Annotated in this window: 11 protein-coding genes; 3 read left to right on the top strand and 8 right to left on the bottom strand. The window is 41.2% G+C overall.

The window, feature by feature from the left end; all coding sequences use genetic code 11:
- Positions 1 to 51 precede the first annotated feature (51 nt).
- The 6 genes from carB to HMPREF2795_RS03700 form a co-directional block, all read right to left on the bottom strand.
- Positions 52 to 3,228: a carbamoyl-phosphate synthase large subunit gene (gene carB / locus HMPREF2795_RS03725; protein ID WP_075228251.1), complete on the bottom strand. Its 3,177-nt coding sequence runs from the start codon at positions 3,226 to 3,228 to the stop codon at positions 52 to 54.
- A 312-nt stretch (positions 3,229 to 3,540) separates the two neighbouring features.
- On the bottom strand, positions 3,541 to 4,620 hold the full coding sequence (locus HMPREF2795_RS03720; RefSeq protein WP_060955955.1) for a carbamoyl phosphate synthase small subunit: 1,080 nt from the start codon (positions 4,618 to 4,620) through the stop codon (positions 3,541 to 3,543).
- A 49-nt stretch (positions 4,621 to 4,669) separates the two neighbouring features.
- A complete protein-coding gene (locus HMPREF2795_RS03715) occupies positions 4,670 to 5,593 on the bottom strand; it encodes an aspartate carbamoyltransferase catalytic subunit (protein WP_060955956.1) in 924 nt (307 codons plus the stop codon).
- Positions 5,594 to 5,612: 19 nt separating this feature from the next.
- Complete coding sequence (pyrR, locus tag HMPREF2795_RS03710) at positions 5,613 to 6,134, bottom strand: bifunctional pyr operon transcriptional regulator/uracil phosphoribosyltransferase PyrR (protein WP_049530069.1); 522 nt, start codon at positions 6,132 to 6,134, stop codon at positions 5,613 to 5,615.
- Between the two features lie 209 nt (positions 6,135 to 6,343).
- Complete coding sequence (gene nth / locus HMPREF2795_RS03705; RefSeq protein WP_075228250.1) at positions 6,344 to 6,973, bottom strand: endonuclease III; 630 nt, start codon at positions 6,971 to 6,973, stop codon at positions 6,344 to 6,346.
- Positions 6,974 to 7,516: a YceD family protein gene (locus HMPREF2795_RS03700; protein WP_075228249.1), complete on the bottom strand. Its 543-nt coding sequence runs from the start codon at positions 7,514 to 7,516 to the stop codon at positions 6,974 to 6,976.
- A gap of 169 nt (positions 7,517 to 7,685) precedes the next feature.
- On the opposite strand from HMPREF2795_RS03700, the gene HMPREF2795_RS03695 reads away from it, so the two are divergent.
- Positions 7,686 to 8,015, top strand: a complete 330-nt coding sequence (locus HMPREF2795_RS03695) for a hypothetical protein (RefSeq protein WP_000389563.1) — start codon at positions 7,686 to 7,688, stop codon at positions 8,013 to 8,015.
- A gap of 346 nt (positions 8,016 to 8,361) precedes the next feature.
- Complete coding sequence (locus HMPREF2795_RS03690; RefSeq protein ID WP_025171235.1) at positions 8,362 to 9,921, top strand: ATP-binding cassette domain-containing protein; 1,560 nt, start codon at positions 8,362 to 8,364, stop codon at positions 9,919 to 9,921.
- Between the two features lie 44 nt (positions 9,922 to 9,965).
- Here HMPREF2795_RS03690 and htpX read toward each other — a convergent pair whose 3' ends face one another.
- Positions 9,966 to 10,865 (bottom strand): zinc metalloprotease HtpX, encoded by a 900-nt coding sequence (gene htpX, locus HMPREF2795_RS03685; protein WP_000965043.1) that lies wholly within the window; start codon positions 10,863 to 10,865, stop codon positions 9,966 to 9,968.
- A 1-nt stretch (position 10,866) separates the two neighbouring features.
- A complete protein-coding gene (locus tag HMPREF2795_RS03680) occupies positions 10,867 to 11,427 on the bottom strand; it encodes a LemA family protein (RefSeq protein WP_075228248.1) in 561 nt (186 codons plus the stop codon).
- A gap of 94 nt (positions 11,428 to 11,521) precedes the next feature.
- Here HMPREF2795_RS03680 and rsmG point away from each other — a divergent pair, with 94 nt between their 5' ends.
- Positions 11,522 to 12,235: a 16S rRNA (guanine(527)-N(7))-methyltransferase RsmG gene (gene rsmG / locus HMPREF2795_RS03675; protein WP_000801944.1), complete on the top strand. Its 714-nt coding sequence runs from the start codon at positions 11,522 to 11,524 to the stop codon at positions 12,233 to 12,235.
- The last annotated feature ends 73 nt before the right edge of the window (positions 12,236 to 12,308 follow it).

Here is a 12,308-nt window from a genome sequence, read left to right as displayed (position 1 = left end):
GACGCAGTTTGAATTTGATTTTCGAAGAGTATTAGATCATTTACCAAGAAACTAAATTGCTTCTGTAACGAAGCTACGGCTCTCAAGTACCTTAAGCATAGCGTCCGCTGTATCCAAAGCTGTAAAGAGAGGAACTCCGTGTTCAATAGCTGAACGGCGGATTTGTTCACCATCTTCATCAGCAGTTCGCTTGGTACCAACCGTGTTGATAATGGCTTGAATTTTCCCTTTACGAACATAGCTTGGGATATCGTGTTCATCATCACCGATCTTACCAACGAGTTGAGCCTTCAAGCCATGATTTGCAAAGAAAGCTACTGTTCCCTGAGTTGCAAGGATTCCGTAGCCAATATTTTGGAAACGACGAGCCAAATCCAAAGCTTCTTCCTTGGCATCGTCAGCGATAGTAAAGACAACATTCCCAAAGGTTGGCAAGTGAAGGTATGAAGCTTCAAAAGCCTTGTAGAGCGCTTTTTCTAGAGTCGTATCAGAACCCATAACTTCCCCTGTTGACTTCATTTCAGGACCGAGCAAGCTGTCTACTTTCGCGAGCTTAGTGAAGGAGAAGACAGGCGCCTTGATATGAACACGACTGCTTTCTGGGTAAAGTCCATCTTGGTAACCAAGTTCTTCAAGACTTTGACCAAGAATCAACTTAGTTGCAACCTGAGCCATCGGGATATTGGTTACTTTTGATAGGAATGGAACTGTACGGCTGGCACGTGGATTGACTTCAATAACGTAGACTTTTTCATCTTTGATGACAAACTGAATGTTCATCATACCAAGACAGTTAAGGCCGATTGCAAGACGTTTAGTGTAATCTGCGATCGTTTCTTGAACCTTTTGAGACAAGGTTTGTGGAGGATAAACAGCCATGGAGTCACCTGAGTGGACACCAGCACGTTCGATATGTTCCATAATACCTGGGATGAGGACATTTCGTCCGTCTGAGATGGCATCAACTTCACATTCTTGTCCAACGATATAAGAGTCGACAAGAACTGGATGGTCTGGACTTGCTTTAACGGCTGTACGCATGTAAGAACGAAGGTCTTCTTCGTTTTCTACAATTTCCATGGCACGTCCACCCAAGACATAAGAAGGACGAACGAGGACTGGGAAACCAATCTTACGAGCTGCAAGCACTGCTTCTTCTTCGTTTGTTGCAGTCTGTCCAGGAGGTTGTGGAATATCCAAGTCTTTGAGGGCTTGCTCAAAGAGGTCACGGTCTTCGGCACGGTCTAGGTCAGCAACCTGCGTACCAAGGATAGTTACACCAGCTTTTGCCAATGGTTCAGCAAGGTTGATAGCTGTTTGTCCACCAAATTGAACGATAACACCTTTTGGTTGCTCTAAGTCGATAACATTCATGACATCTTCAAATGTCAATGGCTCAAAGTAAAGTTTATCCGATACAGAGAAGTCGGTTGAAACGGTCTCTGGGTTTGAGTTCATGATGATGGCTTCGTAGCCAGCAGCTTGAATCGCCTTAACAGAGTGAACTGTTGCGTAGTCAAACTCAACCCCTTGACCAATACGGATTGGACCTGAACCTAGGACTAGTACAGATTCCTTTTTAGACTTGATGGATTCATTTTCCCAACCATAAGTTGAATAGAAATATGGAGTTTCTGATTCAAATTCTGCCGCACAAGTATCAACCATCTTGTAATCTGGGACAATCTTGTTTTCTAAACGAAGTTGGCGAACTTGATCAGCTGTAGTATTCCAGAGTTCAGCGATTTTACGATCTGAGAAACCATTCAATTTTGCTGTTTTTAGGACTGCTACATCTTGTGGATGTGCGCCCAATTCTTGCTCAATTTCAAAGATATGCAAGAGTTTATCCAGATAAAAGATATCGATTTTTGTAAGCTCAGCGATTTCCTCTGGTGTATAACCACGACGAATAGCTTCTGATACGTAAAAGAGACGGTCATCTTGAGCCTTAACAACCTTTTCAATCAAGGCATCATCTGAAACATCTGCAAGTTCAGGCATTTCATTGTGGTGAACCCCAATTTCAAGTGAGCGACAAGCTTTCAGAAGTGACTCCTCGATGTTACGACCAATGGCCATAACTTCTCCAGTTGCCTTCATCTGAGTACCAAGACGGCGTTCACCCTTTTCAAACTTGTCAAATGGGAAGCGCGGAATTTTGGCAACTACGTAGTCAAGGGCTGGCTCAAACATTGCATAAGTTGAACCTGTAACTGGGTTAATAACTTCATCCAAGGTCAACCCTACCGCAATCTTGGCAGCCAATTTGGCGATTGGGTAACCTGTTGCCTTAGAGGCAAGAGCTGAAGAACGAGATACACGAGGATTTACTTCGATGACATAGTACTTAAAGCTATGTGGATCAAGTGCTAGCTGAACATTACATCCACCTTCAATCTTGAGGGCACGAATAATGCTCAAGCTGGCATCACGAAGCATTTGATTTTCATAATCTGACATGGTTTGCGCTGGGGCAAATACGATGGAATCCCCTGTATGAATCCCGACTGGGTCAAAGTTTTCCATGTTACATACAACAAGGGCATTGTCAGCCGAGTCACGCATGACTTCGTATTCGATTTCCTTAAAACCAGCAATCGAACGCTCAATCAAACATTGAGTAACAGGTGATAGCTTCAACCCATTTTCAGCGATTTCACGCAATTCTTCCTCGTTGGCACACATACCACCACCAGTACCACCTAGGGTAAAGGCTGGACGGACAATCACTGGGTAGCCAATTGTCGCTGCAAAGGCAACGGCTTCTTCCACAGTGTTAACAATTTCAGATTCTGGAATCGGTTGATTCAATTCTTCCATCAATTGTTTAAAGAGATCGCGGTCTTCAGCTTGGTCGATGGCAGACAATTTAGTCCCGAGAAGTTCTACTCCCAATTCATCAAGAATGCCATTTTTAGACAATTCCATGGCCATGTTAAGCCCTGTTTGCCCACCAAGTGTTGGAAGCAAGGCATCTGGACGTTCTTTACGGAGAATACGAGTCACAAACTCAAGTGTAATCGGTTCGATATAAACCTTGTCTGCAATTTCCTTATCAGTCATGATAGTTGCAGGGTTTGAGTTTACTAAGACAACCTCATACCCTTCCTCTTTCAAAGACAAGCAAGCCTGAGTCCCAGCATAGTCAAACTCAGCAGCCTGACCAATAATAATCGGACCAGAACCAATCACCATAATTTTTTGAATATCAGTACGTTTAGGCATTTATAAGATATTAAGGGCGTCAAGCGGACAAAGATAAAATAGGAGTTATGACGAAGAACTGTCAGTTCTAGGAATAACTATCTTTTTAGCACCGTCCGTAGCCCGTATTCAGTTCAGCAAATACGGCTCACCCTTCTCCTTTCTATTCGTCGCCTCACAGGGCGACATTAAATAAGATATTAAGGACGATTAGAAAGCGATTGAATTTTAGGAAACCAAGGAAGGATTGACAATCCGAGTTGGGTTCTCTAAATTCTGAGCTTTCCGTCCGTGTTCAATTCCATAAATTCTCCGACGATTTCACACTCGTCTTTAGTTTGTTTGTTTGAAGGCTTCCATCATCTCGATGAACTCGTCAAATAGATAACTTGCATCGTGCGGACCTGGTGCAGCATCTGGGTGGAATTGCACGGAGAAACCTGGTTGGTATCTGTGACGTACACCTTCAACTGACTTGTCATTGATTTCTTCATGAGTAATCATCAAATGGTCTGGAAAATCTTCACGGCTCACTGCATATCCATGGTTTTGACTCGTGAAGTCCACGCGCCCTGTCGCAATTTCGCGTACAGCGTGGTTAAATCCACGGTGACCAAACTTCATCTTATAGGTCTTGGCACCATTTGCCATTGCAAAGAGCTGGTGCCCCATACAAATACCAAAGATTGGAATTTTCCCGAGAATACCACGAATCATTTCGAGTGCTTCTGGTACATCTTCTGGATTTCCCGGTCCATTTGACAACATAACTCCGTCTGGATTTAGGTGGAGGATTTCCTCTGCTGTTGTAGTATAAGGAACGACCGTTACATTACAATCTCTCTTAGACAACTCTCTTAAGATTGAATGCTTAAGACCAAAGTCTACAAGTACCACGCTCAAACCTACTCCTGGAGCTGGGTAAGCAGTTTTTGTAGAAACCTGTTTGATATTGTCAATTGGTAGAACAGTTGCTTGTAGCTGATCTGTGATGTGATCGATACTATCTCCCACATGTGTCAGAGTCGCTCTCATAGTCCCATGTTTGCGAATGATTTTTGTCAAAGCACGTGTATCAATACCTGAAATACCAGGGATTTTCTTAGACTTCAAAAATTCATCCAGTGTCATCTGGTTGCGCCAGTTGCTGGCTCTACGAGCTTCTTCAAATACTACTACACCTTTACAGGTTGGACTGATAGACTCGTAGTCATCACGGTTAATCCCATAATTTCCAACCAAGGGATAGGTAAAGGTTAGGATTTGTCCATTGTAAGACTGATCTGTAATGGATTCTTGGTAGCCAGTCATCCCGGTATTAAAGACAATTTCACCAGTTACATCGATGTCAGCCCCAAAGGCTTTTCCTTCAAAAATTGTTCCATCTTCTAAAACTAGAAGTCGTTTAGTCATAAATTCACCTCTCGTGGATGCTCACAGGCATCTTTTAACGTTTTGTGTCTTATTTTGCGTTTCTGTAAGTCAATACAGATTCTAAAATTGCCATTCTGACAAAGACACCATTGGTCATTTGTTGAACAATACGTGATTTTGGTGCTTCGACCAAGTGATCAGCAATTTCAACATCGCGATTTACAGGAGCAGGATGCATCAGAATAGCTTTATCTTTCAAGCGATCATAGCGTTCTTGAGTCAAACCATGCTGGGCATGATAGCCTTCTTTTGAAAAGACTGTTCCACTTTCATGACGCTCATGCTGAACACGGAGAAACATCATCACATCAACTTGGTCAATGATTTCATCAATGCTTACAAACTGTCCATAGTCTGCAAACTCTTGACTTCTCCATTCCTCAGGCCCAGCAAAGTAGAGTTCTGCTCCTAAGCGTTTTAAGATTTGCATATTGGATTTGGCCACACGCGAATGGTCAAGGTCACCAGCAATGGCTACCTTGAGTCCTTCAAAGTGTCCAAATTCTTCATAAATCGTCATTAAATCAAGCAAGCTCTGGCTTGGGTGTTGCCCCGAACCATCGCCACCATTGATAATCGAAGTCGTAATCGTCGGACTATCGATCAACTCTCTGTAGTAATCTACCTCTGGATGTCGGATGACACAGGCATCTACTCCCAAGGCTGACAAGGTCAAAATTGTATCGTAGAGTGTTTCACCCTTGTTGACTGAACTTGTTTTCACATCGAAGTCCAGTAGCTGAAGGCCCAGTTTAATCTCTGCTACTTCAAAAGATTTGTGGGTACGAGTCGAACTCTCAAAGAAGAGATTAGAGACGATGTGTTGGTCTTCATAAGAAGCCTTTGCTCCATTTTTAAATTCGATCCCGCGTTTAATCAATTTCATGACTTGTTCTACAGTAAGGTCTTCCATTGAGACTACATGTTGAATGGCTTGTTGATTTTCTGACATGTCTAACTCCTTTGGCTATCTAAGCTTCTTCGGTAATAAGAACACGATCTTGTCCATCTAGTTCAGTCATCTCTACGATGATTTCTTCTGAACGACTGGTTGGGATATTTTTCCCTACATAGTCTGGACGAATCGGTAATTCTCTATGCCCGCGGTCAACCAGTACCGCAAGACTCACGCGCGCTGGGCGACCATGTCCGACAATGTTATCGATAGCAGCTCGGATTGTACGACCTGTATAAAGTACGTCATCCACCAAAATGACTTCGCGATCTGTCACATCAACAGAAATTAACGAAGTATCTTCACCACTTTTGACATCGTCACGGTAAGGTTTTGTGTCTAATTCTACAACAGGAACAGAAATGTTTTCCAATTGTTCCAAGCGCTCTTGGATACGGTGAGCAATGAAGACACCACGTGTTTTTATCCCAGCCAATACAATCTTGTTTAAATCTTTATTGCGCTCGATAATCTCGTAGGTAATCCGAGTAATCGCTCGCTTGACGGTTAATTCGTCTACAACTTCTTTTGTCTTCATGACAAACCTCCAAAAAGAAAAGTCTCCTTTTTCAAGGAGACTTGAGAATGTATAACTAAGCGAGCCTTACTGTAAACAGTATAGACTTACCCTTCTACTTAATCGAGCTCCTTGCCTGCCTCACGGGACAGGATTAAAGGAATATTTTATTGTCCTTACTATATCACAAAGCCCAGTTCAAAGCAAGTAAAAACATTCAATGTTTGACCTTATAATGAACTAAAATCATACAATTGTGGATAGTGTTCGCATTCTGGATTTTTCGGATGACAGATAGCACGACCAAAGTAAATCATGGCCTGATGGGCTGCCAACCATTCTTCTGGTGGCAATACATCCATGACACGTTTTTCGACCTCAAGGGGTGTAGCTGATTTTTTAACAATATCGTGGTGTTTACAGATTCGCTCTACGTGAGTATCAACTGCAAAGGCCGGAATACCGAAGCCTACGCTCAAAACTACGTTGGCTGTTTTACGACCAACTCCTGCCAAACTCTCTAATTCTTCTCTAGTCCGAGGGACTTGACCATCAAAATCATCCAGTAGTTGCTGGGCACACTTCTTAAGGAACTTAGCTTTATTTCGATAAAGGCCAAGACGAGAAATATACGAGGCAATCTCACTCTCACTTGCATCTGCCATAGCTTGCGGGGTTGGAAAGGCCACAAAAAGTCCAGGTGTAGCCTTGTTGACTGCCGCATCTGTCGTCTGAGCAGACAGCATAACAGCAACCAGAAGTTCAAAATGATTGCGAAAGTCTAGACTTGGTTTTGCATCTGGAAAAAGAGCGATGATTTCCTCAATAACATGACGGGCACGTTTCTTGGATAAAACCATCTATTCGTCTCCGTCAAACAGTCCTTGCAAACCTGCAAAAGGACTATTTTCTTCTTTTTTGACTGCCTGTTGAGCTTGATACTCTTCCTCAGACATAATTTGCCAGTCATTTCCAGAAACAAATCCCTGACCAGCTTCTTCCTCAGCTGTTAAGACCTTGATTGGAATATTGAGCAAGATATTGTCTGAAACGCTTTCAGCTAGATCAATTTCTCCATTTTCGATAGGCAAGACCAAGTCATCATCTAGAACTTCTTGGTCCAGTTGATTGGCTGCACCTTCCATAAAGACTTCTGTCACTGGATAAGACTCTTTCAATTCTACCGGTTCCATGCTACGACTAGAAGCTAAAACGATTGTATAAGACAATTGATAGTCTAGGAAAAACATAAGGTCTTCGTACTGAACTTTTCCAATAGCGACAATATCTTTTACATCTAAAATTTCTTGATTACGGGCACGCAAGTCAGCTGCTAAGTCTAAAGTTTGCTCAAAGTGCAAGCCTTCAGGCAACTTACGAATTTCTTGAATATTTAATTTCATACTTCCTCCATAAAGATTTACTATCTTGATTATACCATGAAAAAAGTTCAAACAAGGTATCTAAACATTTTAAATATTTTTCACTATTTTTTGATATATTTACTATGACATTTTTTGTTTTTGGTGCTATACTATAGACATCAATACATGAGCAAAGGAGGACGCTCATATGGAAGACAAAGAACTAATCTTAGAAGCTTATCAACTCATTTCCGAGTTAAATAAAGCTTACCAAACTTGCAAACAAGGATTGCCTGATGATCTGCGCTTGCAGCAAAATATTGACGAGCTACTCAGACAACTTAAAAAGACAGAGAAACTAGATAACTCTATCTTAATTGATCTTGAGAAATTTTACCAATGTACCAGTCTCTTGATTGGACTTGGCACACTTAAGCTGAATGAGCAAACTCGCACTGCTTGGCGAAACTATGATAAGTTTCACTACGATCAAGTCAAACACGTTTTGACACTCTATGGACCTGTTTTTGGTTTCTAGAAAGACTTGAATTTCACATTTCTTTTGACAAAGTGTTCCAAAAGGTATAAAATAAACATAATAATTTTCGGAGGTAAGGGAGACATGAACAACTAAGTCTATCAAATATAGAACCTTTATTTAGTAGATCTTGTTTTTGTCTCTTTTTGTGTGCTCTTTTATGCTCTTTCTTCTGGCATTTTATACTCAATGAAAATCAAAGAGCAAACTAAGAAGCGAGCCGCAGGCTGTACTTGAGTACGGCAAGGCGAAGCTGACGTGGTTTGAATTTGATTTTCGAAGAGTATTAAAAGAGTTTTTTTGACATAGACTTTGGGCTCTACTAGGTAAAGTAGAGCTTTTTGTTATGCAATATAGACATTCTAGAAAGGGCATTAATATGATAAAAATTAACCATCTAACTATCACTCAAAACAAAGATTTACGAGACCTTATTTCCGATTTAAATATGACTATCCAAGACGGAGAAAAGGTCGCTATTATTGGTGAAGAAGGAAATGGCAAATCAACCTTACTTCGAACTTTAATGGGAGAAAGATTAGCTGATTTCACTATCAGGGGAGAAATCCAGTCTGACCTTCAGTCCCTGGCCTACATTCCTCAACATCTCCCTGAAGAACTGAAGAAAAAATCTCTACAGGACTACTTCTTTTTAGAATCTACTGATTTGGACTACAGCATTCTCTATCGCTTGGCTGAGGAATTGCATTTTGATAGCGACCGTTTTGCTAGCAACCAAGAAATTGGGAATCTCTCGGGGGGAGAAGCTTTGAAAATTCAGCTCATCCATGAGTTAGCAAAACCTTTTGAGATTCTATTTTTAGATGAACCTTCAAATGACCTAGACCTTGAGACGGTTGATTGGCTAAAAGGTCAGATTCAAAAGACCAGGCAAACTGTTATTTTCATTTCCCATGATGAAGACTTCCTCTCTCAAACGACAGATACTATTGTCCACTTGCGACTGGTCAAGCATCGGAAAGAAGCCGAAACGCTAGTCGAGCATTTAGACTATGATCGCTATAGCGAGCAGAGAAAGGCTAATTTTGCCAGACAAAGCCAGCAAGCTGCTAACGATCAGAGAGCCTATGACAAAACCATGGAAAAACATCGCCGAGTTAAGCAAAATGTAGAAAATGCACTTCGAGCTACCAAAGACAGTACTGCAGGTCGCCTATTGGCTAAAAAGATGAAAAATGTTCTCTCTCAAGAAAAACGCTACGAAAAAGCAGCTCAGTCCATGACCCAAAAGCCACTTGAAGAGGAACAAATCCAACTCTTCTTTTCAGATATAGAGCCATTAGCTGCTTCAAAAGTCTTGGTTCGACTGGAAAAGGAAAATTTGTCCATTGGTGAGCGTGTTTTGGCTCAGGAGTTACAACTAACTGTCCGTGGTCAAGAAAAAATCGGCATTATCGGTCCCAATGGCGTTGGCAAATCCACTCTGTTAGCCAAGTTGCAGCAAGTACTAAGCGACAAAAGAGAGATTTCGCTTGGATTTATGCCACAAGATTACCAAGAAACATTGAATTTGGATCTATCTCCAGTAGAATTTCTTAGCCAAACTGGACACAAAGAGGAATTACAGAAAATCCAATCTCACTTAGCTAGTCTCAACTTCAGCTATCCAGAGATGCATCACCATATCCGCTCCTTATCTGGTGGTCAACAAGGTAAACTCCTTCTTTTGAATTTAGTTCTGCGAAAACCAAACTTTCTCCTTCTGGATGAACCCACACGAAATTTTTCTCCAACTTCTCAACCAGAAATCAGAAAACTCTTTGCCAATTATCCCGGTGGTCTGGTTACTGTTTCGCATGATCGACGTTTCTTAAAAGAAGTCTGTACGAATATCTATCGTTTGACAGAACATGGTTTGGAAGTCGTTGATTTACAAGATTTATAAATGTAGAAAATCTCAAAAATCCAGAGGAAAATCTCTGGATTCTTTTACATATGTTGTAAACGCTCAATCCGTTCTGAGATTGGCGGATGAGTATAGAAGAGTTTTTGCAAACCACCTCGCTTTTGAGGATCATTGATGTAAAGTGCACTGCTAGCATCATCTACATGACGGCTCATTGGTTTACTATTGTCCAACTTACGCAGAGCATTGATCATCCCTTGAGGATTACGAGTCAATTCCACGCTTGAAGCATCTGCTAAAAATTCTCGCTGACGAGAGATGGCTAGTTGTACCAAAGTTGCTGCTAGGGGAGCCAAAACAATTGCTAGGAGAGAAACAACTAGCATAATAATTTCAAGTCCACCACTATCACGGTCATCACTTCTACGACCACGGCCTGCACCACCCCACCACATCATGCGTCCAGCCATACTTGATAAAAGCGTAATCGCACTAGCAAGGGCAACCGCGATAGTAGAAATACGAATATCATAGTTACGAATGTGACTGACTTCATGGCCTATAACCGCTTCTAACTCTTCACGATTCATAACCGCTAAGAGTCCTGAAGTTGCTGCTACAGCTGCATTTTGAGGATTTGAACCCGTAGCAAAGGCATTCAAGCTGGCATCATCGATGATGAAAACACGTGGCATGGGGATTTGCGCAACCATAGCCATATCTTCCACAACATGATAGAGGGTTGGTGCGGTCTGCTCATTCACCTCACGCGCACCATTCATGCTCATGACTATCTCTGTTGATTGAAAAATCATGGACAAGGCATAGATAAAGCCGATAATCAGAGCGATAACTAAGCCACCAAGACCAGACCGCATAAAGAGGTAACCAACTGCATATCCAACCAAAGCCAAAAGTAAAAAGAATACTAATAGTAAAATCCAAGTTCTTCGCTTATTACTCGCGATTTGATCATACAGCATCCTAGTCACCTAAACCACTAAAATCAACCTTTGGTACTGCCTTTTCTTCTTCAGGAGTCTGAAGGAAATCAGCCACTTTAAAACCAAAAAGTCCAGCAACTAGGTTACTTGGGAAAGTCTCCAATTTAACATTATAGTTGCTAACAACACTATTATAAAGTTGGCGAGAGTAAGAAATTTTATTTTCAGTATTGGTCAGCTCTTCTTGCAATTGTGCAAAGTTGCCACTCGCTTTTAGATCTGGATAATTTTCTGCAACGGCAAAAATGCCTGAAACCTGGCGTGTAAGAGCATCACTAGCCTTCATAGCTTCTGCTGGTGAAGTTGCTGCGGCTACTTGATTACGAAGTTCTGCAACTTTTTCAAGCGTTGAACCTTCATACTTTGCATATCCCTTCACGGTCTCAATCAAGTTTGGCAAGAGATCGTTACGACGTTTCAACTGAACATCAATCTGACTCCATGCCTCCTTAGTTTGAATACGATTTTTAACTAAACCGTTATAACTAACAATTACGAAAATAACAATAAGAGCAAGAACTCCAAGAATAATCCAAGTCATCATATAATTCCTTTCTTCTTTTAGATTAGTACCAGTATATCAAATTTCCATCTTTTTGTGGTAAAATAAGATGATACTAAAGAAGGAAACTACTATGAAACCAGAAACATTTTATCAACTGCTAGCTGAACAAAATATCCATCTTTCTGACCAGCAAAAAGTTCAATTTGAGCGTTATTTTGAACTCTTGGTTGAATGGAATGAAAAAATCAACCTGACTGCTATTACAGAAAAAGAAGAAGTCTATCTCAAACACTTCTATGATTCCATCGCTCCTATTATACAGGGATTGATTGAAAACCAGCCTATTAAACTCTTAGATATCGGTGCTGGAGCAGGATTTCCTAGCCTTCCTATGAAGATCCTCTATCCTCATCTAGATGTAACCATTATTGACTCTCTCAATAAACGAATCAACTTTCTGAATCTATTAGCCCAAGAACTAGGTTTAGAAAATGTTCACTTCTATCATGGACGTGCCGAAGACTTCGCCCAAGATAAGAACTTCCGTGCTCAGTTTGATATCGTTACAGCTCGTGCAGTTGCCCGTATGCAGGTCTTGTCCGAGTTGACTATTCCCTACTTAAAAGTTGGTGGAAAATTGCTTGCACTAAAGGCTAGCAATGCACCTGAGGAATTAACTGAAGCTAAAAATGCCCTCAATCTTCTCTTTAGTAAGGTTGAAGAAAACCTCAGTTACACTCTTCCTAACGGAGACCCTCGCTACATTACTATTGTTGAGAAGAAAAAGGAAACTCCAAACAAATATCCACGTAAGGCTGGCATGCCTAACAAACGTCCACTTTAGAAAGATTAAAAAATCTGCAAACTCACACCTCGCTTTCTTATTTCAAGGCTCAGGAAAAAATGATTTACAAAAT

The organism is Streptococcus sp. HMSC056C01, assembly GCF_001811305.1.
Classification (GTDB): domain Bacteria; phylum Bacillota; class Bacilli; order Lactobacillales; family Streptococcaceae; genus Streptococcus.
This window is presented reverse-complemented; position numbering and strand designations above follow the sequence as displayed.

Coding starts and splice junctions, on each gene's coding strand:
- carB (WP_075228251.1), bottom strand. CDS start 3,228: ATGCCTAAACGTACTGATATTCAAAAAATTATGGTGATTGGTTCTGGT.
- HMPREF2795_RS03720 (WP_060955955.1), bottom strand. CDS start 4,620: ATGACTAAACGACTTCTAGTTTTAGAAGATGGAACAATTTTTGAAGGA.
- HMPREF2795_RS03715 (WP_060955956.1), bottom strand. CDS start 5,593: ATGTCAGAAAATCAACAAGCCATTCAACATGTAGTCTCAATGGAAGAC.
- pyrR (WP_049530069.1), bottom strand. CDS start 6,134: ATGAAGACAAAAGAAGTTGTAGACGAATTAACCGTCAAGCGAGCGATT.
- nth (WP_075228250.1), bottom strand. CDS start 6,973: ATGGTTTTATCCAAGAAACGTGCCCGTCATGTTATTGAGGAAATCATC.
- HMPREF2795_RS03700 (WP_075228249.1), bottom strand. CDS start 7,516: ATGAAATTAAATATTCAAGAAATTCGTAAGTTGCCTGAAGGCTTGCAC.
- HMPREF2795_RS03695 (WP_000389563.1), top strand. CDS start 7,686: ATGGAAGACAAAGAACTAATCTTAGAAGCTTATCAACTCATTTCCGAG.
- HMPREF2795_RS03690 (WP_025171235.1), top strand. CDS start 8,362: ATGCAATATAGACATTCTAGAAAGGGCATTAATATGATAAAAATTAAC.
- htpX (WP_000965043.1), bottom strand. CDS start 10,865: ATGCTGTATGATCAAATCGCGAGTAATAAGCGAAGAACTTGGATTTTA.
- HMPREF2795_RS03680 (WP_075228248.1), bottom strand. CDS start 11,427: ATGACTTGGATTATTCTTGGAGTTCTTGCTCTTATTGTTATTTTCGTA.
- rsmG (WP_000801944.1), top strand. CDS start 11,522: ATGAAACCAGAAACATTTTATCAACTGCTAGCTGAACAAAATATCCAT.